The sequence below is a fragment of the Symplocastrum torsivum genome, assembly GCF_059505465.1.
Genome location: NZ_JCACKQ010000115.1, coordinates 89175 through 113033, shown reverse-complemented (window position 1 = coordinate 113033; position 23859 = coordinate 89175). Strand labels below are relative to the sequence as shown.

20 protein-coding genes and 1 pseudogene are annotated in these 23859 nt (G+C 45.6%); 9 read left to right on the top strand and 12 right to left on the bottom strand.

All coding sequences use genetic code 11. The features are described 5' to 3' along the window. Positions 1–46: 46 nt before the first annotated feature. Positions 47–1501 (bottom strand): NCS2 family permease, encoded by a 1455-nt coding sequence (locus tag AC5JL3_RS28065; protein ID WP_496077585.1) that lies wholly within the window; start codon positions 1499–1501, stop codon positions 47–49. Positions 1502–1609: 108 nt separating this feature from the next. Here AC5JL3_RS28065 and AC5JL3_RS28060 point away from each other — a divergent pair, with 108 nt between their 5' ends. Then, on the top strand, positions 1610–3067 hold the full coding sequence (locus AC5JL3_RS28060) for a dolichyl-phosphate-mannose--protein mannosyltransferase (protein ID WP_496077584.1): 1458 nt from the start codon (positions 1610–1612) through the stop codon (positions 3065–3067). Positions 3068–3100: 33 nt separating this feature from the next. On the opposite strand, the gene AC5JL3_RS28055 is transcribed toward AC5JL3_RS28060, so the two are convergent. Next, entirely contained in the window at positions 3101–5506 is a 2406-nt protein-coding gene (locus AC5JL3_RS28055) for a protein phosphatase 2C domain-containing protein (protein ID WP_496077583.1), read from the bottom strand. A gap of 166 nt (positions 5507–5672) precedes the next feature. After that, on the bottom strand, positions 5673–5924 hold the full coding sequence (locus tag AC5JL3_RS28050; protein WP_192221414.1) for a DUF6737 family protein: 252 nt from the start codon (positions 5922–5924) through the stop codon (positions 5673–5675). 201 nt (positions 5925–6125) lie between these two features. Between AC5JL3_RS28050 and AC5JL3_RS28045 the strand changes: the two genes are divergently transcribed. Both AC5JL3_RS28045 and AC5JL3_RS28040 read left to right on the top strand, forming a co-directional pair. After that, on the top strand, positions 6126–6395 hold the full coding sequence (locus AC5JL3_RS28045; RefSeq protein WP_192221415.1) for a hypothetical protein: 270 nt from the start codon (positions 6126–6128) through the stop codon (positions 6393–6395). Between the two features lie 266 nt (positions 6396–6661). Continuing rightward, entirely contained in the window at positions 6662–7024 is a 363-nt protein-coding gene (locus tag AC5JL3_RS28040) for a hypothetical protein (protein WP_192221416.1), read from the top strand. Between the two features lie 9 nt (positions 7025–7033). On the opposite strand, the gene AC5JL3_RS28035 is transcribed toward AC5JL3_RS28040, so the two are convergent. Beyond that, on the bottom strand, positions 7034–7375 hold the full coding sequence (locus tag AC5JL3_RS28035) for an NAD(P)H-quinone oxidoreductase subunit M (protein ID WP_496077582.1): 342 nt from the start codon (positions 7373–7375) through the stop codon (positions 7034–7036). Between the two features lie 154 nt (positions 7376–7529). Between AC5JL3_RS28035 and AC5JL3_RS28030 the strand changes: the two genes are divergently transcribed. From AC5JL3_RS28030 to AC5JL3_RS28020, 3 genes are all read left to right on the top strand, one after another. Beyond that, on the top strand, positions 7530–8396 hold the full coding sequence (locus tag AC5JL3_RS28030; protein ID WP_496077581.1) for a hypothetical protein: 867 nt from the start codon (positions 7530–7532) through the stop codon (positions 8394–8396). Between the two features lie 341 nt (positions 8397–8737). Next, on the top strand, positions 8738–10813 hold the full coding sequence (locus AC5JL3_RS28025; protein ID WP_496077580.1) for a GAF domain-containing sensor histidine kinase: 2076 nt from the start codon (positions 8738–8740) through the stop codon (positions 10811–10813). Between the two features lie 114 nt (positions 10814–10927). Beyond that, positions 10928–12634 (top strand): ABC1 kinase family protein, encoded by a 1707-nt coding sequence (locus AC5JL3_RS28020; RefSeq protein WP_496077579.1) that lies wholly within the window; start codon positions 10928–10930, stop codon positions 12632–12634. Between the two features lie 54 nt (positions 12635–12688). On the opposite strand, the gene AC5JL3_RS28015 is transcribed toward AC5JL3_RS28020, so the two are convergent. Next, positions 12689–13744 (bottom strand): potassium channel family protein, encoded by a 1056-nt coding sequence (locus AC5JL3_RS28015; protein WP_496077578.1) that lies wholly within the window; start codon positions 13742–13744, stop codon positions 12689–12691. A 373-nt stretch (positions 13745–14117) separates the two neighbouring features. On the opposite strand from AC5JL3_RS28015, the gene AC5JL3_RS28010 reads away from it, so the two are divergent. Next, positions 14118–14375 (top strand): DUF1830 domain-containing protein, encoded by a 258-nt coding sequence (locus AC5JL3_RS28010; protein ID WP_496077577.1) that lies wholly within the window; start codon positions 14118–14120, stop codon positions 14373–14375. Positions 14376–14383: 8 nt separating this feature from the next. Here AC5JL3_RS28010 and AC5JL3_RS28005 read toward each other — a convergent pair whose 3' ends face one another. Continuing rightward, a complete protein-coding gene (locus tag AC5JL3_RS28005) occupies positions 14384–14626 on the bottom strand; it encodes a hypothetical protein (protein ID WP_496077576.1) in 243 nt (80 codons plus the stop codon). 220 nt (positions 14627–14846) lie between these two features. Beyond that, positions 14847–16415: a DVUA0089 family protein gene (locus AC5JL3_RS28000; protein WP_496077575.1), complete on the bottom strand. Its 1569-nt coding sequence runs from the start codon at positions 16413–16415 to the stop codon at positions 14847–14849. Between the two features lie 527 nt (positions 16416–16942). On the opposite strand from AC5JL3_RS28000, the gene AC5JL3_RS27995 reads away from it, so the two are divergent. After that, the gene (locus AC5JL3_RS27995) at positions 16943–18391 is read left to right on the top strand and encodes a DUF697 domain-containing protein (RefSeq protein ID WP_496077574.1); all 1449 of its coding nucleotides are present in this window, start codon (positions 16943–16945) and stop codon (positions 18389–18391) included. Positions 18392–18469: 78 nt separating this feature from the next. Here the strand turns inward: AC5JL3_RS27995 and AC5JL3_RS27990 are convergent, their stop codons facing one another. Beyond that, positions 18470–19789 carry a calcium-binding protein gene (locus AC5JL3_RS27990; protein ID WP_496077573.1) on the bottom strand — a complete coding sequence of 440 codons (1320 nt, stop codon included), beginning with the start codon at positions 19787–19789 and terminating at the stop codon, positions 18470–18472. 515 nt (positions 19790–20304) lie between these two features. Here AC5JL3_RS27990 and AC5JL3_RS27985 point away from each other — a divergent pair. Further along, positions 20305–20541 (top strand): annotated as a pseudogene (locus AC5JL3_RS27985) (IS701 family transposase); the annotation flags it as partial. Positions 20542–20610: 69 nt separating this feature from the next. Here the strand turns inward: AC5JL3_RS27985 and cobW are convergent. From cobW to AC5JL3_RS27965, 4 genes are all read right to left on the bottom strand, one after another. After that, the gene (gene cobW, locus AC5JL3_RS27980) at positions 20611–21648 is read right to left on the bottom strand and encodes a cobalamin biosynthesis protein CobW (protein ID WP_496077572.1); all 1038 of its coding nucleotides are present in this window, start codon (positions 21646–21648) and stop codon (positions 20611–20613) included. A gap of 167 nt (positions 21649–21815) precedes the next feature. After that, positions 21816–22007 (bottom strand): hypothetical protein, encoded by a 192-nt coding sequence (locus AC5JL3_RS27975; RefSeq protein WP_496077571.1) that lies wholly within the window; start codon positions 22005–22007, stop codon positions 21816–21818. Between the two features lie 186 nt (positions 22008–22193). Next, the gene (locus tag AC5JL3_RS27970; RefSeq protein WP_496077570.1) at positions 22194–22571 is read right to left on the bottom strand and encodes a DUF1636 domain-containing protein; all 378 of its coding nucleotides are present in this window, start codon (positions 22569–22571) and stop codon (positions 22194–22196) included. 12 nt (positions 22572–22583) lie between these two features. Then, the gene (locus tag AC5JL3_RS27965) at positions 22584–23729 is read right to left on the bottom strand and encodes a peptidase associated/transthyretin-like domain-containing protein (protein ID WP_496077569.1); all 1146 of its coding nucleotides are present in this window, start codon (positions 23727–23729) and stop codon (positions 22584–22586) included. Between the last annotated feature and the right edge of the window lie 130 nt (positions 23730–23859).

Here is a 23859-nt window from a genome sequence, read left to right as displayed (position 1 = left end):
ACTGACCTCACCCTTGGCAACAGCTTCGTTCTCATCCCAAATAGTATCAGCCGCCAATTTTTAGCGCCATCATCACAAAGCGTAGAACAAAAATGCCAGCCATAATCCACACTGCTGGCGATGTCTCATGCACTTTGCCTTGAAAGGTCTTGATTAGAGGGTAGGTAATGAAACCAGCCGCTAAACCCTCGGCAATCGAGAAGGTCAACGGCATCATCAGGATAGTCAAAAATGAAGGAATCGACTCCGCCGGGTCATCCCAGTGAATCCCTCTGACATTACCCGCCATTAATACACCAACAATCACCAATGTCGGTGCCGTTGCGAAGGCGGGAATAGCGGACAGTAAGGGAATGAAAAATATCGACAGGGTAAATAAGCCAGCAACAACTACTGCCGTAAAGCCAGTACGTCCTCCTTCAGAAACACCAGAAGCCGACTCAATAAACGTTGTAACCGTTGAAGTCCCCAAAACGGCTCCCGCCGTCGTCCCAACAGCATCTGCCATCAACGCTTGACTCGCACGAGGCAGTTCGCCATTTTCATCGATATATCCCGCCTGGGTACCGACACCTGCCAGGGTGCCAATCGTGTCAAACAAATCAACAAATAGAAAGACGAACATCACGGCGATGAAATCTAACAAGTTGGTCTGACCCAGTTGTCCTAACCCAACAATGGCTTGACCTAGCAAATCTCCTGGCCATTGTGGTAAGCCAAAAATGCCCTTGGGCCAGTCAGCGATGCCAAGAATCCATCCCAGTAATGCCGTAGCGAGAATGCCCCAAAGCAATGCGCCTTTAATGCGTCTCGCCACAAAGGCTGATGTAATCAAAATACCTGCGATCGCCATTAAGGTTGTTGGCTGACCTAAATCACCCAAGCTTGTCTTTGTTGCCTCGTCAGCGACAATAATGCCAGCACCACCCGTGGCTGGGTCGCCAGCTAAGGCGATGTAGGCAATGAAAAAGCCAATTCCTGCGGCTGTCGCTTGTTTGAGGCACTCTGGAATGGCTGTAACAAGAAGGCTGCGAATGTTAAACAAGGTAAGGGCAATAAAAATTAGCCCTTCAAGTAAGATAGCCGTGAGGGCAGTACGCCACTCGATACCCAGTCCTAAAACGACTGAATAGGTAAAAAAGGCATTCAACCCCAAACCAGGGGCTAGGGCAAACGGGTAATTTGCCAATAAGCCCATTGTTAAAGTAGCAATCGCACTTGCGATCGCTGTTGCAATAACTAATTCATTGAACAAATCGCCTGACTGTTGGAGAAAAATCGCATCGGACAAAATCCCTGGATTGACCACCAAAATATATGCCATTGTCATAAAGGTGGTAATACCTGCCAGCACCTCTGTGCGGATATTCGTCCGGTACTCCTGAAATTTAAAATACCGTGCGATCGCTCCCTGCCACCCCGTCGGTTCCGGTTGAGGCGACGGTTCAGGACTTGACTCTATGCCATGATGCCCCAATTCATTAGCTTCACTATTACTCATGCCTCTAGTCCTACATATACTGCCCCTAGACTAAAGTCTAAGTAGGTAACGTTTTGGAATGATGCGACACAGTTCCCAAAAAGCTTTTGAGCTATGGAGCGTGGTTTTATGACTTTGTCTAAAAAGCTATCTAACTTGTCTGTCCCCTGGTTTAGCATCGGCATGACAGGAATCTTTATTACTTCGGTTGCCCTACGCTTTTGGGGACTGGGTAGATTTAATGCCCTGGTATTTGACGAAGTTTATTACGCGAAGTTTTCTAACAACTATCTAACCGGGACAAAGTTTTTCAACGCTCATCCCCCCTTGAGCCAATACTTCATTGCGATCGGGATTTGGATTGGCTCTCACCTTCCTATTGGACAGGATACAGTTAACGGCTTGACAGGTTCAATTCGTTCCACCTGGAGTTACCGTTGGTTCAATGCCCTAACTGGCTCCTCTATTCCCCTAGTTGTTGCTGCTATTGCCTATCAGCTTAATCACCGTCGTAGTTATGCCTTTATAGCTGCTCTCTTTGCTGCCGCTGATGGTTTATTCTTAGTCGAGTCCCGCTATGCCCTAAATAATGTCTATCTAGTCATCCTGGGGTTACTCGGTCAGTTGTATTTTCTCATCGCACTGAACCAGCCAAAGCAGAAACGTTGGAGAACACTTGCCTTATCAGGTATATTTTTTGGGGCATCTGCTTGTATCAAATGGAACGGTTTGTGGTTCCTGCTGGGGGTTTATCTCGTTTGGATAGCAGCGTGGCTAATGAGGCGGGTTTGCTCGATCTTCGGCACTAAAGATTCAGAGGTGAGAACAACAAAATCCCAAACGCCGCTACAAAATCTGACTCAGTTGAACGTTTTTCATATTGCTTGGAATTTCGCAATCATCCCAGTTCTAACCTACAGTTTCCTCTGGATTCCTCACTTGCAGATGAATCCAACACCGGGCTTCTGGCAAGCACAGTATGACATCCTTACATTCCACGAAAAAATTGGCAGTGGACCTGAGGTACATCCTTATTGTTCTAAATGGTATAGCTGGCTCTTGATGTGGCGCCCAGTGGCATATTTCTATCAAACGGCTCGTAGCACGGCTGAGCAAGTGCCAGCTTACCCACCCTTACCAAAAGGTGCAGGTCAAGTAATCTATGATGTCCATGCAATGGGTAATCCTTTCCTGTGGTGGCTATCGACGGCGGCAATTTTCTTGCTGCTGTTGATGTTAGCCTTGCGCTTTCTAGAAGGAGTTGGCTGGAAATCTTCGCCAACTCCTTATACTTGGATGGCGCTCTATCTAGTGCTTACCTGGTTGGCAAACTTGCTCCCTTGGGTGAGGGTAACTCGCTGTACATTTCTTTACCACTACATGGGAGCATCAGTATTTTCGGGGTTAGCGCTGGCTTGGCTAGTAGATCTTTGGTTACACAGTGACAAGACTGATTATAAAAGTGCTGGTGCTACTGTAATTTTTTTAGTCTTGCTAGCGTTTATGTTTTGGTTACCTATCTACTTAGGTCTTCCTTTATCTGTTCAAGATTATCAATTCCGAATGTGGTTCCGTTCCTGGATCTAGGCTTCTTGAGCTAGTACTCAACCCCAGTAACAATTAGGGCGCTTGAGTCGGTACTGGTGTAGAGGGAGGGGAGACAGAAGGACTTGGATCAACACAGGTACTAGTTTGAGCAGAGGTTGGTGTGAAACTTTGATTGATATTCTGTAAAATATCTGACTCTCGAATCCAGCCGCCATCTCCTCGTTCTACTGGACGATAAACCACGGAAGTTGGCTTAGGGTTAGAGGCAGTTGGGGATTGTCTGACTAAAGTTTGAGGACTTGTAGGAGGGGTTTTGGTTGGAGTAGGTTGTTGAGCGCTAGAACGGCTACCAGGAGAGCAAACCTTCAACTGTAGCCAACGTTGCTGTTGATCTAGCGATGGGGTGACAACCTGCAAAACGCTACCAGCAGGGACGACACCAACGATCAATTGGTCTTGAGGTGGCAGTCCCTGTCGTAGTAAAAGCGGAGTATTCCCACCCTCAGCCCTTTTGATCGTTGAACTGGTGACTTGAATTACGGCTGAAGGCTCCAAGGTAGAAACCGCTGAAGCGCTTGGTGTTGGGCTTACTGTTGGGGAGGGACTAGCTGACGGGGGTGTGGTACTGGGTTGGGAGCCTTCACCAAGTAACGAAGCCACCCAGCCGTGTGGGATTAATACATAAGCTAACGCACCGCCTAGTCCGAGTAAGACAATGATTCCAAGTAATAACCCCCAAGGATGCCGTGTTCTAGCTTTTGACGGCAACTGTTGCGTTTTCATTTGGGAAGGAGTTGCACTAGCTACGGTGGTTGGCACTCTTGCTGAAGATGTTGGTGCTTCTAGTTGTGGCAATGAGACGGCGGTTTGGCTGCTTCCCCCCAAAGGTGATACTTTGCAGTGAACTAACGCGATCGTGGCATTGTCATGCCCATTTTGAGTATTAGCAATTTCAATGAGTCGCGCTCCTGCTGTTGGCAAATCGACGTGACCGGAAAGAATCGGCAAGATTTCTGTATGCCAATATTGCTCAACCCGGTCATTATCACTCAGTCCATCGGAACACAGCAGAAACACACAGTCTTCATCCACAACAAAACGCTGTACAGTTGGATGAAGTGTTGTGGAGGGTGCCATACCCAATGCTTGTACCAGAGAACCGGAGGATGGCTGTTGTACAGCTCCTCGGTAAACGTTGTAGCCTAGTCGCACCTCGCGAGAGGCTAAATCGTCATCGACAGTAACTTGGTGACAGTTATAGCGAGTCACCCAATAGACTCGGCTATCTCCAACATGAGTAATGTAGATTTCATGGGCATAGCTTTGAGACATGACCAGCGTTGTACCCATCCGTTGACGGTCAGAGCGGTGTTCGCTGTCGTTTTTTGAGCTGATTGCGTCATTGGCGGCGCAGGCAGCCCGTTCTAACTCCAACGTCAACGTTGTTGGGTTCCAGTTGTTTGGGTTTAACGTTAGTTTTTCTATCTGCTGGCGAAGTGTATCAATTGCTAAATGAGAGGCTACTTCACCGCCTTCATGTCCGCCAATGCCATCACAGACAATCGCTAAAGCACTTGAGTTATTGGAGGCGCTGATTAACTGGGCAGCAGGTGGGTAACAAGCATCTTCATTTTGGGAACGGCTAGGGCCAGTATCGGTACGTGTGAAAATCTGATACGTGCGTGATTGCGATCGCCCACAGTCTTGGAGTGCCTGATCCAATAGTCTTACTAACTCCTCTGAGTCACGAATTTGCTTATCTTGCAACTGGTTACAGAGTGTTTGAAAGAAACGACTAATGAGTGGATCTGCTCCAGGCAGGAGTTGTAGCCACAGTTGACCGAGTTGCTGGAGTGTTGGTGCTTGCTTCGTGTCAGGGTACAACTCTAAAAAGCGGATAATTGAGCCTTCGACCCGTAGAAGTGAGGGTTTCAACAAGCTAGAAGCAACGCCCTCACTACTCAAGGGTTGCCACAACGTGGCTAACTGCCATAGCCAGTTGAGTTGGCGTATCGCTGGCGTACCTTTCCAGACGCTTCCCAGTTCTGGTAACAACTGTCCTTCAGTGTCAGACGTTTGCGTACCTCGAAAGATGCCACTCTCATAAATCGGCCCGTCTTCTAGTAACCAGATTACAGGAGTACGACCTTGCTGCATCGACGTGACGCACCCATAAACTTTAGGAACGTGTAGCCCATATGGAGAAAGCCTGAGATAGGACATAATCCCTTGAGGAAAATCCTGTGGTGTCTCCGGAGGCATTCCAGGCTTAGTATCCAAAAGAATCCGTTGAGCTACCAGTAGATAGCGCTCTGCAATCACCTCTCCAGGTTTATAGGAGTCTATTGCCTGACCAATTGCCCACAAGTAACGTCTGAGCAGTGGCGTGCGACAATTTTGGCAGAACTTGTTGCTCTGAGGGTTAGAAGCCTGACAGCGGGTGTTAGAGCAGTGGAGCGTTGCCGCAGGATTTTCCATGAAAATTTTTCGCTACATTCAGCCGATGACAATTTGGCTACTAATCGCACTTGCCTTTGATTAGGGAATTGCTCCCCTTCCTCAAGTATCTTGTGCAAGCGTATTGATTACAGATTTTAGCGCCTGACTTAAGGACAAGTTGAGACACTGTTCAAGAATCTCCTACTTAAGGTAGAGAGTCTTGGCTGGATTGTTGATAATTCTCTAATAAGCCACTGTCCTTCATTAGCTTAGGCCAAAGGAACAAAAAGTAAGTCCACCAAACCAGAATCGGAGTAGAAATGAGAATTGTTACCCAAACACTTGTTAGCACTAGCCAACTGCTGATAATGATTAGTGCGCCAGTCAGCAAGATTGACCAAGGCTGACACCACCAAGGCTTGTAGTTCCACGGACTTAAAGGTTTTTGTGTAGACAAGATAAAAGCAACTCGTTGTTGTTTAGTGTACTAGGGAAGGAATTACCTAATTTTTTAGAAAGTAGTGTTGAGGTTTTAGATTAAAAACAACTCACCTCTCCACAATCAACTTATCAATAATTTACATTACGGAAAATCTAGATTAGGTAGACTCGGACAAAATTGAATTTGTCGATAAGTTGCCCTTATAGCAAAATCATCATGTCTAAGCTTGAGCTTGACGCTTCAACGGGTCAAACCTTCCAAGACCTCAATTCACCTGCCAGCCTAGAGATTAGGAAGCTGCTTGCTGAGATAAAGCACTCCCAAGACCAGCGTTATAAACTAATCAATTTAGAGGCGTGGGCACTCGCGCAAACAATGGATGATTTTCTCCCAGGTTTTTGGAGTCGTTTTTTAGAGAATCGTCGCACAGCACTGAAGCAATTTTTGAATCAAAAGCGGGCTGATAAATATCGAGTCACCCGTTAATAAATCGTCCTCCGATGCCGAGCTAGAACTAACAACTATAGAACGCGATTATTATACCCTAAAAGCTTTAAGCCGTAATCCGAGTAAATGTATAAAACAGCCACCCTTTCTATTTCTGAATCCCGCAGTCAGTAATCGCTGCATAGGCAAGAGGGCTTGACCTTTTTGGATAAACACCACTTACCACCACAGAAAGATGTACGGATTAGCTTTTTTTTCTACTATCAGGCTAAGAATAGCAAGTGTTAAAAACGCTAGGAGTTTTTATGAGTCAGCCAGAAGCAATCAAAGAAACTAATATTACTAATCCTGACAATAAGGTCGATCAAGAAGGTCATAACGCAGGCGCTTCTCAAGAAAAGCCTGACAAGCCTGATCAGCTTGATGTTGTTAATCCCGGCGATAAAATCGACCCAGAGGCTCAAACTGTTGAAGAAAAAGCAAAGCAGATTGCTGTTGATGCCCCTGACATTACAGGTGACCACGTTAAAGTTCCCACCTATTTTGTGGTTCAAGAACCCCCAGATGGGCATGAGGAGGCTCTACACCACGTTAAGGATGCTGAAGAAATTTCTGATGTGATTCGCCAAGCCCGCACGGATGAAGAAGGAAATCGTACTTGGCGCTAGGGGATTTAATCACTGCTCTTGAGGAGCTACTTGTGGTAGTCCCATGCTGTAGTTGAGAACCCGACTCTCAAGGTTATAGCTAATTTGACCGCTCTGCAAAAGCGATCGCAAAAAGTGTTCGAGGTCAGAACCGATACGCCGAAGATTATACTCTGTCAGATCTGACCCACTATAGGACTCAACGAGTTCATCGAACTTGCGATACATCTTTTGCAGAGCGTCTTCGTTCCAGTTGAATTCGTTGTCTGGGTCAATATCTAACGTGAGAACCTTGTCGCTTTCAACCATCTCGTTGTTTTCAACGGTAGCTGTATAGATGCGAATGTGTCGGGTAGTGGACTTGAGCAGCATGAAAACCCTCTTATTTACTCTCTTCTAAGATATCTAAGCTAATTGTAAACTTCTATAAGGCTCTACACTAGAAGATTAAAAAACGTCACTCAGGAGGAGATTGTACAAAACGCTGATACTCTAAGTTAGGAAAGTCAGCCATAACTACAAATCCATGGCTCAAAGAAAAATACATCATCCGATGGATGACATCGCTAGACAAGCTCGCCAGGGTAGTGTGGCGGCAATTATTCAAACGCTGAATGAACAGCTAGCGGACGTTGGTGTCAGAACTAGAGCTGTTTTTGCTGATGGTGTCTTACAACTGTTATGTGAAGCAGCCAGTAAAGAGCAGTTAGAGCCGTCTGCACTAATCGCGCAAATCCGGCAGATTCTTGAAGGCATTGCACCGCGTAATATTCGCCGTGTCAGAATCAACAGCCGAATTGTGCGAGAACAACAGTTGCTTTGGCTAGAAGAAATAATGCGCGACCCAGAAGATCAGTTACTTTGGTCTGAAGAAATAATTCTTGCCAAGCCGAACCTCTTCAAGCGAATCGCCCAAGGCATTAAAGATCAACAAACAGTACCGAGGAAAACGCCGAGTTTCACGAATGCCTCTTCCCATAACCATAGACACAACAGGCGATACCAACGTGGCATTCTGAACGGTGTTGGCTTGACTTTGCTTTTGATCGTAGGGGGTTGGTTCCTCTATGATTGGCTAGGCTCAAAAGTGGCTGTCAAGATAACAACCCAATCACAAAATTCAACAGGCGAGTCCTCACTGACACCAGCCTCCTCCATAACCGATCCATTTGTTGAGGCGGTACGACTGGCAGAGCAGGCATCTGTTGCGGGTCAAACGGTCAAGACTTCTGCTCAGTGGTTAGATTTGGCAGCAAAGTGGGAGCGAGCTTCAGATTTAATGGGAGCAGTGAAACCGAATGACCAGCGCTACAAGACGGCTCAAGATCGGATGAAACTCTACCGCAAGAATAGTGAGGCGGCACAAAAACAAGCCATACAGAGGCGTTCTTAGCTAAGTAATAGCTGTCAACGAAAGCACTATCCAGAACGCAGACGAGAACAGGCTATACAAACAGTAGTGAGTTGTCCGTTGCTACAGAAAAAAGTTTAGTGTTTTGGTAAAAGGGGGATAAAACTGGGAACAATAATGTTGGCAAGATTACTGCTTTGACAGTCGGTCTGACCAATCGGGGGATGAAGAGAGTAGAGTGAGCTTTTACAAAACGTTAACTAGAACGTTGACGGCTAGTCATAGTACTAGCGCTTTGTAGGAAGTGAATCCTGTAGTTTGATACTGGCTTTCTATTAATCCCTAAACAAGCTCCGCTAATATTAAGTTGTGCAACAAGCGTCATGGATATAGAAAGCGCAATGCTCTCTAAGAGCCGCTTCAATAACGCAGCCCCAATGGTAAATCCTTTGACTTCAGGTCTGTCCGACATCGTTGAACCAGTTTTCATGCAGGAGCAGAAAGGTTCACTTATGCAGCACCCGGAAGAATCTAATCGAATCGGGCAAGAAGTTACTCAAATCATCCTTACAAGTCGAGATTCGCAAACCTTGTTAGCGAGAACAGCTAAGGCTGTAGGAGAGATTTTTCAGGTAGATGTTTGCTTAATTGTGGCGGGGGTTAACCGAGCAATGACAACCCAAACGGGTGCATGGTTTTCTGATAATCACTTAATTCATGAACCTAAGTACCAAGCGAAGTTGTTGCAACATCAAGGGCGAGTAGAAGATTTAGGTGATGTAAATCTTCGGGCGATCGCAGATCTTCAGTCATCAGAAGTTGATCAAGCCTTTAGCTGGTACTCACAAGCGCTAGCGTGTAGGGCAGTGATGAGGAACTACACCGAATTTCAGGCAGTTGCCAATGGAGTAATTGTTTTAGGGCGATCGCAACCGCACCAATGGACTACACAAGAGAAAGAACTACTAGGAGTCGTTTCAGAATCGGTAGCTGTCGCGATTTCTCAAGCCCAACTAACTCAGCAGGTGCAGACAGCAACTCAACACCAAACCCTGCTCAATCAGTTGAGTGTGGCAGTTCGTAGCGATTTTAATCTTGAAGATATCTTCAAAATCGCGATCAGAGGTACAGCACAAGCGCTTAATGTTAGTCACGGCTTGCTCCTATTGTTGAAGTACACCGATCCACTCTTTAAACACCGACCTTCCAAGAAGCTGCCAAAAACTGAGGTAACGGTAACTTGTGAGTGGTCAGAGGAACAGGACACAACCAGCCAAGCTACACCAATAACCGAAAGCCGTACTACACTCTTAAACCAATCCTTCTGGCTTTCCGAATCTTCCCTATGCCAACAAGCTTTTAGAAATGCTCCTGAACCGCTAGTCATTGGCACTCAACACCATGTTCCTGATGGCGAGGGGAATAGCGATCGCTTAATCTTTGACCAAACAATGCAGGGATCTGTCCTCATCGTGCCCCTAGTCGGGATACACAGTGACACATTTACGGTGTTAGGGTTTCTAGTATTGCAGCATCACCAGCCTCGCTCCTGGCACACCAATGAAATAGAGTTAGTCAAGTGGGTCAGTACTCAAGTGAGTACTACTCTGATTCAAAATCAAACTCTACGGCAAGTACAATCTTTAGTTGACGATCGCACTGCCCAACTGCAACGGAGTTTGGAAGTACAAGCGAAATTGTATGAAAAAACACGTAGGCAGATTGACCAGCTACAGCAGTTAAATCAACTCAAAGAAGAATTCATGAGTAGCATGAGTCATGAATTGCGAACTCCTCTAACAACGATGAGTCTGGCAATTCGGATGCTGCGTCAACCGGAACTCCCTTTAGAGCGTCGTCAAAAGTACCTATCTATCCTAGAGCAGGAGTGTAATAAAGAAATTGACCTGATCAACGACTTACTCAGTTTACAGCGACTGGAATCTGACCAATCCCACCTCCAGCCGCAAAAGATTGACCTGATGTTGATGATCAAAGAAATGGCTGAGTCATTTGAGCAGAAATGGGTAGGTAAGAGGTTAACCTTGAGTGTAGAGTCTCCAGCACCCTCGCTGATGCTCAACACCGACCCCGACAGCCTGAACCGCATTCTGCTGGAACTCTTGACGAATGCTGGCAAGTATTCCGATCCAGACACAAAGGTTTGTTTGCAGGTCACTCAGCAAGCCCAGCAATCAGGGAATCAAGTTGTTCTCACCTTATCCAATACTGGTACGGGTATCCAAGAAACAGATCTGAAACATATATTTGATAAGTTTCGTCGCGGTCAAGGGGTTACGCAAAAAGCTGTTCAAGGCACTGGTCTGGGCTTGGCTTTGGTAAAGTGCTTGGTACAGCATCTTAATGGCACGATTGATGTCTCTAGCTGTCCATCTGAAGATTCACAAACTTCGATTATCTCGTTTACCGTTACCTTACCCCAGTTTCAACAACATTAAAGTCCAAATCAGTAGTTAATCAGTATAAGAAAATCTAGTTACCGATAGCTACAGCAACCATAGCCGACTACTTGTTGGAAGAACTCTGGGATAAAGACTTAAAATTCCAACAGTATGCTCACAACAACTGCCGCACCTAAGCCACTCCGTTGGCAACGACCTAAATACTCTCCACTGGCACGCCAGATCGACATTTTTGGTTCGGCAGCAAGATTGATGTTTTATTTATGGTGGGACAAGGTTGTTGCTAACAACTCCCCCAAGCACAGAAATCGTCGTGCTCAGTGGCTAGTTGGCACTCTCCTCGATTTAGGGCCAACATTTATTAAGATTGGTCAAGCCCTATCGACTCGCGCTGATTTGTTGCCCTTAGAGTACGTGCAAGCTTTGGGGCAATTGCAGGATAGGGTACCTGAATTTAGTGCAACAGAAGCGATCGCAATTATTGAATCCGAACTCGGTAACTCGATTCATGCCTTGTATCGAGATTTTGATCGCTTTCCTCTGGCGGCTGCCAGCTTAGGGCAAGTCCATAAAGCACGACTGCACACTGGGGAAGATGTCGTCGTTAAAGTGCAGCGTCCAGGATTAGAAAGGCTATTCAATTTAGATTTTGAAGTTCTCCATCGGCTGGTGCGCTTTTCTAATCGATATGTACCAGGGATAACAAAGTACGATTTAGAAGCGATTTACCACGAGTTTTTTAACCTTCTCTACCAAGAAATTGACTACCTTCATGAAGGTAAAAATGCTGATCGTTTTGCCGAACATTTTCGTGACTATCCTCGGATTGCTGTCCCAACAGTCTACTGGCGGTACACCACGAAAAGAGTATTGACACTCGAATACCTACCAGGCATCAAAATTGATGACCGCCAAACCTTAGAAGCTTGTGGTATCAACGCCAAAGAAATTATTCAGCTTGGAATTTGTGCTTACCTCAAGCAGTTATTACAAGATGGCTTTTTTCAATCTGACCCTCATCCCGGCAATATGGCAGTTAGCCAAGATAGCAAGTTGATTTTCTATGATTTTGGGACGATGGCAGAGGTAAAGCCGATTGCCAAAGACCAGATGATCAAGACATTTTTTGCTGTTCTCAGAAAGGACACTGATGAGGTTGTGAATACCCTGACTTACATGGGATTACTTGAACCCGTGGCGGACATGACCCCAGTCAGACGATTAGTAGACTTTATTTTAGAGAGATTTACTGAAAAGCCAATAGATTTGCAGTCTTTTGACCAAATGCGTAGCGACATCTACTTGATGTTTGAGCAGCAACCGTTTCGCTTACCCGCACAGATGACCTTTATTTTAAAGGCTTTAACAACCCTGGATGGGATTGCTCGTACCCTAGACCCAGAATATAACTTAGTCGCTGCTAGTAAGCCTTTTATTAAAAGCCTTACAGTTTCCAGAGGGCAGGGCAATGTTGTAGGAGAACTGGCAAGGCAAGCGCGGAATTTCATCAAATATAAATTGCGACAGCCTAACGCTAATGAAGTCTTAATTCGACGATTGGAAGCACGGATTGAACAGAGTGAGTTAGAAGTACGTACCCGTTCGAGAGAAAGCGATCGCGCCCTCAAACGGATTAACCTTGCTGTTAAAAGCCTAATCTATGCTTGCTTAACTGGATTTACATTGCTATCGGGTACAGTGTTGCTGTTAGGGTCTTATAGTGGTTGGGCGATCGCTGCTTTTACCTTATCCTCACTTGCGTTCGTTACTTTAGTGCGATCGCTGATTGATTTATCGATTCGGGAAAGACTCGATAAGTTAGCCGATCAGAATCCCTCTCCTAAGAAACAATTTTAGTGGAGGGTGTAGTAACAAGCTCACCAACAACCAATAACTAATCACAAAACTCAATCACACTCGCGAACCTCTATATCTGAGACCGCGTTTGAGTACATAATTCCTAGCAAATTGAGGAATATCACCACGGTGTCCCATAACAATCACAGTATCCTCTGCCTCTAGCAGCACTTCATGCTTGGGGTGAATCACCATTGTGCCGTCTCCCTTTCGCAAAGCAACGACGATAAAGCTACCTTTACCGCGCACTTCAATATCACTAATAGTTTGACCAACTAAGGGAGAGTCACCCAAGATAACTAACTCATCCATCTGGACATCAATCTCAGCTAGCAATTCATTTATCGTCTGGCGTCCATCATCTTGGTTGAGAAAATCCATCGCGGCTGGATGAGTGATCATTTGCGCCATGCGTTCGGCACCAATTGAAGCAGGTAACACGACTTGGTTAGCACCAGCTAGTTTCAGCTTCTTCTCTGTTGAAGGGAACTCACCACGAGCCAAGATTAGCAAAGCTGGGTTCAGCTCACGAGCGGTTAGTGTGATAAATACATTGACAGCATCATCAGGCAACACGGTTGCTAGAGCCTTTGCCTGTTCGACACCTGCTGATTTCAAGACTCGCTCATCTGTCGCATTACCACAAAGAACTAAGTATCCAGAAGCTTGCGCTTCAGCAATGCGATCGCCATTATTATCAATGACAATAAACGGCTGTTTTGATGAAGCCAAACGTCGTGCCAGAATCTGACCAATGCGACCAAAGCCACAAATGAGTACGTGTTGTTTTAGAGTGTTGATATCGCGGGTCATGCGTCTAGAGTTAAGAGCTTTGTTGATTTCGCCTTCTGTCACCATTTGAACAAAGCCTCCCACGATGTAAACAACAGAAGTGTAGCCAGCAACAATGACTAAAATTGTAAAGACTCGCAGTTGTGGAGAAGTTATCGGCTTTACTTCACCGTAGCCAACGCCAAAAATTGTAATGACTGACATATAAATCGCGTCGAGTAAACTCCAGCCAGCCAGAATGTAGCCAGCTACCGCGACAAGGATAGTCATGATAAAGGCGATCGCGCCAAGGATAATGTGTTTAAACGAGCTGTTCATCGGTGAACGCTCGTACCCTTGCAAATCATAGTCAGTATGTAGTGTTGTTGAGTAGCAAGTGCTGAGTCTCTCTTTTATGCATTCTTGATGCTTAAGAGAGCCTTTCTATTCAAACTTAGCTAATAGAACAGTTTTGTATCGTTCGTTGCTCCTCAACAAAACCAATCTACTCTTGTTTGCAGCAAAGTGTGAATGAATCTTAAATTCAGAATAAACATTACCTAACCTGTGCCAGTTAGGATGCTAGTGAAGCCGCCTTTCTCCAGCTGTTTTGGAGAATTGAGTGCGTGTCCTGATGAACCCAGTGATAATAACATTTGGGTTCTTTGTTAGGAAGATTATTCCCTAGAGCTTTTACGAGGAGTGGAACCTGATGACACTATCGGCAAATTCACGCCCAATCACTACCTCTTCCCAATTGCTCTATAGCTATATCAACACCATAAGTTCACTACAAGTGATTCAGATTGTCAATATTCCCGACTGGCATTTCGAGCGAGTAATTTTTCCAGGACAACGGCTTTTGTTTTATGCCCCACCTAATGCCGACTTAGAAGTTCAAACCAGTTACTTTGGTCAAGCAATCCTGGTAAAAAAAATTCCAGGCGTTCAGCTAGAAGTTAAGCAATAGCACACTTTCTAAAACTCAACCGCTTCCAGGTTTTCGCCGCTTAACCGACGATGCTCTAAAAAAACTGTCGCCTCTTGTGGGTGAAGATTAATCTGAGGAACATCACCAACAAGCAGTAACCATCTGTCTCCAGCCAACTGCAAGGTCCATCGTTCAGTTTTCTGTTGGGGTAGAACCTGGCAGTTGCCCTGGACAGAACATGCACAAGGAAAGCCCCAAGCATTGGCTTGACTTAAGATCATCTCATTCATGATCGATATGAGTGCGAGAACGCTGACTATCGTTTTTTAACTACTTTCCGTCTTTGAGGGCGATCGTTAATCAAGACTTAACTGAATGTTACTCAAACGCTGAACTATTTAACTGGATTTGAGATGCAGCCTAGGCTCTTGCAAAACTAACCCCATCCCAGCCGATGGCTAGAATGGGATATACATTGGAGTTTTGATTTAGGACTGAAGTCTGGAGTTTCTAAACGAAATCGAAGTTAGAACTATTTAGACTCAGTTCTTCAGGCGAAACTCCTTGAACAACCGCAATGAGGTCGTTCCCAAAAGATATACTTGTTCCTGAGGGTACTCCTTCAGGGGATGAACCCAAGGTATAAGTAGCTTCTTGAACTCCAGTTAGCTCAATCGAATAGCTACCAGTTGAGAACCCATAACCTGTGAAACCATTAAATATTGATTGAGAAACTGGATCGTTATCAAAACTGGAGATTGCAAGGAAGTAGGTTCCAGCATCTATCGGTGACAGTTCAATGGTGGATTGAAGGGTTCCGCCAGAGTCGTCGTTGCCAGCAACCAGCAAACCATTCTCGTTGAACAGGAACAACTGCGTGTCGAAAGCAGCCTGACCGAGTGTCGTAGCAGAAAACGTTCCGCCGTCCAGAGTGATTTGGAACAGGTCAACATCGTTCCCAACAGAAATCTCCCCAGTGATAGACTCGATGCCTGGTGCAATGACCTGAGCCTCAAAGGGTAGCTGTCCTGCGTCATCCGATTCAGCCACACTGACAGGTAGAAAATCAAGGTCAGCTAGTTGTAATACATCCCGACCGAGAGTGAAGTCAGTAATGAGGGCGTAGTCACTATTGCCGCCACCAAGATAGTAAATCGCAGGTTCCGCGTCTTCTCTAGAGATGCCTAGTACGCTGCCATTGTCACCGAGGACAAAGCGATCGCGTCCTCGACCACCAGTCAACGTATCAATCTCGAAGGGAGCAATCGGGCTTCCGTTTCCGCCAAATCCAAATGCTGGTACAAAGGGGTCAACGCCAACCAGTATATCATTCCCACGACCACCAGAGAGAGAGTCGCTACCGACTCCGCCCACGAGTGCGTCCGTTCCGGTTCTACCACTGAGGCTGTCATTGCCCAGGCTACCGAAAAGTGTATCATCCCCCCTCCCACCATCTAGGAGGTCATCCCCATCTTCACCATCAGCTAAGTCATTACCGTCCTGACCAAAAAATCGATCATTCCCAGAACCACCAAAAAACCGCTCATTCCCGCTACCACCAAAGGCTGTGTCGTTGCCATCTCCGCCATTGATGATATCCTCCCCTTCCTTGCCAAAGAGTTCGTCATCGCCAGCATCACCAAAGAGTCGGTCATCGCCGAAGCCACCAGATAGTTGGTCAAACCCATCGCCACCACTAATGGTGTCTAACCCATCACCACCATTAAGAACATCATCCCCTGCATCACCATTGAGGAGATCATTTCCATTGTCACCGTTAATAATATCGTCGCCAGTATATCCAAATATAAGGTCTTCCCCATTACCACCACTGATGAAGTCATCCCCACTTACACCAATGATTTCGGCATCACCAAAGATTACATCGTTGCCGTCCTCTCCATATAGGAAGTCACTGCCACCGCCACCAACAATCAGATCAACATCAGCGCCACCAAAGACTGTATCGTCACCATCAAGACCAAATATTCCATCATCGCCAGCCTCCCCAAAAATTTCATCACCCTCATTGGTTCCAACAATCAGTTCATCATCAGGTGTGCCTAAGAAAACAGCCATCTATACCTACCTCGAATTTAAAAAACAGGTAGTTATAAAAAGTAAGGAGCAAATGCTGATTGCCCTAGTTTCTGTAGCGGCAACCTGGGTAAATCCTCCATTTTTATTACTCTACCTATGTGAAAATAATAAGATTTAGTAAAGATAAAGTTCTTAAATAAAGCCTTATCTTCATCTAATCTATATATATTTAATTTTTATAAAATCTTATATATGTAAAGGCTTATTAAGTTAAAAAAGTTAAATAATGCTGGATTCGCCTGTATCCTGCCTATAGTTTGTAATACTTTTTATACTTGTTCAAAAAGCCATGACCGCATGATTACGCAAATGGGTTTGAACTATAAGCTGAATATATGACGTGTTCTGAAATCAGTTGCGGGTGTGTCTTTATAAAACCTTTATATTGTTCTACTGTCTTTATATAATCTTTATGTGAAGCCCTCTCCGCACCAATGTGAAGAGGCACACCAACAGATTGGCTATTAGAGGAAAATAGATCTGTAGCCTGTCTTCTGTGTCTAACCTTGAGTTATTCCGAAACCTCTCAACCCAACCCATCTACTGAAAGTCAAACCCCGACTGGGCGTAACAATCAGCAGGAAACTCACTTCAACCGCACTCGTGCTAGTTTGCGGCAGGCGTTGTCCTGGTATGCTAACTTGCGTCGCCACCAGAACCATCTACCGGATTTTGAACTGCAAGCCGCCTTGCGAAGCGAGTTGGAGGTTTTGAAGTCTTCCCTCGACAAGCTAGACCAAGGAGTGATTCGTATTGCCGCTTTTGGTCTGGTCAGTCGTGGGAAATCGGCAGTGGTCAACGCCTTGATAGGAAAGAAAATTCTGCAAACGGGCCCCATCAATGGCGTGACCCAATGGCCGAAATCTGTTCGCTGGACACCCAGTAACAAGGGAAAAGTGCAGGTGGAGTTGATTGATACGCCTGGATTAGATGAAATTGAGGGCGAGGCACGCGCTGAGATGGCGCGGGAGGTGGCGCTAAGCGCGGATTTAATTTTGTTTGTGGTGGCTGGTGATATCACACGCACGGAGTATCAGGCGCTTTGTGAATTACGACAAACCCAAAAGCCTCTGATTCTTGTATTTAACAAAATCGACCTCTATCCAGAACAAGATCGTGAGGCAATTTACCGACAATTACAACAACTTGGCACGGGTAGCCCTAAAGATCGGCGACTGCAAAAGATGCTATCAACGGATGAGATTGTGATGGTAGCAGCAGAACCTGCGCCCCTGGAAGTCCGAGTTGAATGGCCCGATGGTGAGGTAACGTATGAATGGGAAACGCCGCCGCCTCAGGTCGATGAACTCAAGCAGAAAATTTTAAGGATACTCAACCGGGAAGGGCGATCGCTTTTAGCCCTCAATGCTCTATTTCAAGCCCGGAATGCAGAAGTGAGTATTGCGAAAAAAACACTTGATCTACGAAGAAGCGAAGCGGAAGAACTAATCTGGCGCTTCACTAAGTACAAAGCTTTAGCAGTTGCACTCAATCCGATTGGGGTTTTGGATGTTGTAGGAGGTGCGATCGCAGATTTGGCACTGATCCGTTCTCTCTCTCGACTGTATGGTCTACCGATGACCAGTTACGAAGCTGGAAAGCTTTGGAAAAAGATTTTAGTCAGTTCCGGCGGCTTACTGCTGGGTGAACTGGGTAGTAGTCTTCTACTGGGAGTGGGAAAGAGTGCATCTGCGATCGCTACCACAATTGACAGCCCAACAGGAATCACTGCCTATGCCGGGGCTGCGATCGCACAAGCTGGAGTTGCGGGTTACGGGGCTTATGCTGTCGGTCAAGCGGCGCAGGTTTATCTAGCACAAGGCTGCACTTGGGGACCTCTTGGTCCTAGTACAGTCATTCAAAACATTCTCAATGAAGTACAGCAAGATACTATTCTCTATCGCCTGCGGCAGGAATTAGGGCAACAGCTAGAAGGGACATCACAAAATAAATAGAAGCCTATTCAGGGAAGGGAACACACGAATTTGAGTCAGATATAGCTAGCTGTTGCTGTTAATATCAGCCTGATGTTTCTAAACAAAAAGGAAGTTGTTCTCCTCTGAAAATAGTTCAAAAAACGAAACCCCTTGAACAATAGCAATTAAATCGTTGTTAAACGAGATTCCTATGCCTGAGGGGAGATCGGCAGAGGAGATTGTACCAAAGCTATAACCGCTAAATTGGTCATTTGAACGTAGTTGTATACGATCCTCACCGCCAGTGAAGTCAGTAATAAGGGCGTAGTCACTATTAAAACCGCCCTCATAGTAAACCTCAGGATTTTCCCTTTCGATATCGATTCGAGTTCCGTTATTTACTTCGATGTTTCCGTTGTCACCGAGGAGGAATAAATCACGTCCTACACCACCCGTTAGCGTATCAATCTCGCCTGCCCCAAATCCGAAGGCTGGAACAGCAGGGTCAATCCCAACTAGTACATCATCTCCATCGCCACCAAAGAGAGAGTCATTACCCTCACTACCAACGAGTATGTCTACTCCCGCTTCACCGAGAAGGGTATCATTCCCAAGGTTACCAAAGAGCGTATCGTTATCATTCCCGCCATTGAGGGTGTCATCCCCCTCTTCACCATCAGCTAAGTCGATACCGTCCCCACCAAAGAATTGGTCATTCCCATCATCAGCAAAGATTCGATCGTTCCCACTTCCACCAGAGATTGTATCGTTACCATCCCCGCCATTGAGGATGTCATTCCCATTTTCACCCTCGATGCTGTCATCGCCAGCGTCACCAAAGAGTTCATCATCCCCATTACCACCACGTAGTTCATCATTTCCCCCACCACCAAATAAGACATCAAACCCATTGCCACCGTTAAGGATGTCATTGCCCTCGTCACCGAAAAGTCGGTCATCCCCATTGCCACCAACGAGTCCATCAAACCCGTTGTTACCATTGAGGACATCATTCCCATTACCACCATTGAGGAAGTCATCGTCATTGCCCCCACTGATGACATCAAACCCATCACCACCATCAATGAGGTCAAACCCATCTTCGCCGTTGATGACATCATTCCCATTTTCACCGTAGATGATATCGCTGCCAGTTTCCCCAAAGATGACATCATCCCCATTGCCACCATTGATGGTGTCATTCCCGCCTTGACCAAAGATTTGAGCGTCACCAAAGATTACGTCGTTGTCATCCTCACCATTGAGGTTGTCATTTCCACCGCCACCAATGATGATGTCAACCCCAGAGCCGCCAAAGACTGTATCGTTGCCATCAAGGCTAAATATGCCATCATTGCCAGCCAGCCCAAAAATTTGATCGCTACCAAGGGTACCAATAATAAGATCGTTGTCGTTTGTCCCATTGAAAGTAGCCATTTGTTGTTCCTACCTAATTATTAAAAACTAGTAGTCCTAAAAGCTAAGAAAAGCAGACGACACTAAGCGCTTAGCTTTTTGTCTCGTTAACGACAGCCCAACCTGTTTTTTATAGGACTACTGATGTCGAAATAATAGGGTTAATAAGCTACAACCTGTTCATCAAAGCTTCATCTTTATCTATTCTTTATAAAATCAAGTTTTGTAAACCTTATAAATCTAAATACTTATTAAGTGTAAAAAGTTGAATGAATACGGCTTGACCAAACTCGCCCTTAAAGGTTTTAACAATTATTCAAAAAGTTATATCTGTGTGGTTACGAAAATAGGCTAAAAGCATAGGCTGAAAATATAGTGCGTTCTAGCGGCTTCCCTTCACACAAACTTCATATTAACTTCACGTAACGTTATATATAGCTTTTTTCGTACTTGTAAGGTACAAAGTTCTGGGGTTTCGGGAATTGGGAATTGGTAAGAAAGTTAGACGTACCTTATGACTATGAGAATCGCTATAGATCGGGGGATTATTAGGGGAAAGTCAACGAGAAAACCTGTCTCAAATGGCGGATAACGCCGTAGGAGAGGTGCATCCGCTTTTTGACAGAAGCACCCTGGTCAATTCAATAGGTGAATGAGCGTCACCTGGTTGTGCTGAATCAGTGTAGCCTTTCCTCGGATAAGTAGAGGATTCACATTAATCGTCTGATGACTCAGGGCATAGAAAAAGTCGTGATTTCACAGCCGGAGTGGGATCGTGACGTGTTTGCTGCTTATAAAGCCAGACTTGGGTTCATTTGGGCTTAATTTTTGTCTAAGTCTCGTTAAATAGAACACAAAACTTCTTGAATTTGTTCTTGGTCAAGCGCCCGACCAATCAATACCAAGCGAGTCTGGCGGGGTTCAGATACTTGCCAGGGACGGTCGAAAAAATGCTCAAAGCGATCGCCTACTCCTTGCACCACCATCCGCATCGGCTTATTTGGAACATCCACAAAACCTTTTATCCGGTAAATTTCCTGGTCTTGCACTAACTGTTTCAGTGTTGCCGTGAGCGCTTTCGGTTCAAAGGCTTGATCTAAAACCAAGTGAACCGAATTAATTTCGTCATCATGCTCGTGTTCTTCCTCAGTATCGTGGTGACTAGGACGAGCCTCTAAATTATCTTCCACTGCGGCATTAAATCCCAGCAAGAGGTTAGGATTAATTTCTCCATCCCGGCAGGGAACCACCTTCACCCCTATGGGCAACTTCTGTCGTAACCACTCCTCTACCTTGGTTTGAGTCTCAGCATCCACCCGGTCAACCTTAGTTAGTAGCACCAAATCCGCACAAGCTAACTGGTCTTCAAACAGTTCCTCAATTGGCGTTTCATGTTCCAGATTCGGGTCAGCTTCCCGTTGCGCGGTCAACGCATCAAGGTCACCAACAAGTGTACCTGCCGCAACAGCTTCACAGTCCACAACAGTAATAACACCATCCACCGTAGCACCCGTGCGAATTTCCGGCCAACGAAACGCTTGAACCAGCGGTTTAGGTAAGGCTAACCCCGATGTTTCAATGAGCAAACAATCAATCTGTTCACTACGTTTTAGCAGTTCTTGCATTGTTGGGAGAAATTCTTCCTGAACGGTACAACACAGGCAACCATTCGTCAATTCCACAATGTTAGTCGTTGCGTCTTCTTCTTCACAAACTTGGCAGGAACGCAGCAGTTCCCCATCAATCCCGACTTCACCAAACTCATTCACGATAACAGCAATTCGTCGTCCTTGATTGTTTTGTAGTAAGTGGCGAAGTAATGTTGTTTTACCGCTACCAAGAAAACCAGTAACAACTGTAACGGGAATTTTAGCACCCATAAAAAACTCCAATAAACCTTAGATTTTAATTAGTTGAGGCAGTGAAACAGTTGATTAAAAAGTGATGTATCAAGAAGAGGCGATCGCACTTTTGAAATAAGAGGGTAAAATCGCGAGGCGCTCTGCGCTGTCTACAGCTAATGAGTTTCTCCCAGGCAATTAATTACCTAAAATGGAATCCAATCTACCTTATCGAGCAATTCTTCCGTCTCAGAAGCCTCCCAAATCAGAAAAAGGGCTTCTGCCCAACTGCTTAGCGTAGCACTTGGACGCAACCAAAGAAGTCCCCACATATGCCGACCTGCTGCCCAGTGTGCTTCTAGATGTCCAGGAATACTTTTACGGTTGTCTGTTACCAATATCCGTTGCGTCAATCACATTATCAATGCCAATGCGATGCCCTTTCAGCCGAATATCATCTGGGTCTAAAAACTCAAAATAGTCTTCTAGTTGCATCCCTCTACCTCTGTAAGTCGTTAGAAGAGTCTTTTTGCGTGTACCTCCCTAGTGTAAAAATAACGTTTTTACCTTTTGCCTTCTTGGGATTAAGCAACAGGCGGAATCCGTGCAATAATTCCATTTTTCAGAGCTTTCGGACGGTCTGCCCAGGCAAGATACCCGCCGGGATTCGCAAAATAGAGTTTGGCGCAATCTAACACTGCTTTTGCACAGCTTTGTGCTGGCAAGTCACCAAATAGGTAAGTGTATTTGTTAGGAGCCACAAAAGAAATAGCACAGGAATGACTGCAAGCACTCATACAATCAACTTCCTGAATTTGGAAGTCATCTCGAAGTTCCCAATCAGAGTGAAGGTCCTGTAACTGTTCTAGTAATTGCTGACCACCGCTTTTCCCTTGTGGTTCTCCTTCTATGCGAACGGTTGCACAGGCTTTGCAAACCAATAAAACGTGTTGTGTATTCATCAATCTTTAGTACTACCAAACTAAACGGTTTCTGAGTCTCAATCCAATCACCAAACCCAGAACAATGAGGCTTGTAAAGTAAGCCAAGACAATTAATCGGCTGTGTAGGGGAGGCGCTACTCCCTCGACATCAATGTTTTGTGCAATTCGCAATGGTGAAAATTGCCGTCTTGCTTGAGGTTGAGGCAAAATTTCTACTTCAACCTTGTGGGGTGCGCCATCAAAAAACTGTTGCTCCCACGTCAATTGACCTTTGGCATCAGGTACTCCCCCGTAGGCAAATGCAACCCATTCATCTTCAGCAGGAGTCGTTTTGATCTTCAACAGCACATCTGTTGCAGGTTGACCTGTTGTAGGGTCGGAGACTTGGACAGCCAGCTTTGCAGGTTGACCAACAGTTGCACTGACATCCCCCATTATCTCTGCTTTAACTGCCTGAGACTGAACAACGGATGGTTCTATCTTTTGGGAAGAATGCCCCTGAGTATGAGAATCTGCGCGTTCAGCCGTGATGTTAATAATGAGTAAGGATGCGATCGCAACAACAATTGCTCCACTCAACAACAGTCGCACTCGTTCAGGCGCAATTTCCCCAGGCTGGATGTCTTGCTTTCCTCCTAGCACCAACCCCCCACCAAGTCCTACCGCTAGCAAAATCACCGCTAAAATACCAAAGTTTCGGTATTTAACCCAATTTTCCGGCACCGATAGCGTTAGTGTTTGCTGAATTGGTGCAAAAGCATTTGCTGTAATTGGGTTAACGCTTACCAACAGTTGGTAATTCCCCCGAATCGGTAACATTTGCTGGATTTCCAACTCACCCTTGGCAGCCACTCCCTCAATATCGAGTAACTCTGTTCCCTCAACAATTGGAAAATCTGTAGGAAACCAAGGATTGTGGGGTGGGGTGAGAATTTGCAAGCGAATTTTGGCATTCTCCAATCGTTTACCAGCAGCATCTACAGCTTGCAACGTTAATCTCACCGGAGACGACAGCACCGTTGCCTCTGCTTCAAAGGGTAAGATTTCGCTGAGTGGTGGCTCTGTACTCAGACGAACAGTCGGTTGTGGAGTCTGGGAAGAGACCACTGAGGAATAGAAAACTACACCCATCAGGCAAATAGTACTGACGAGAGCAGCTATCTTGAATTTTGACATTCTAAATTTTGGACTCGGAACAAACTCCGGGCTGGGACGAGTAGTGATGGTGTTGCACCTTAAAGAGAGTGGAGATTGGGAAAGACGCGAGAAGATTCTGTAGAGAAATTCTCACGCCCTTTTTCCAGGA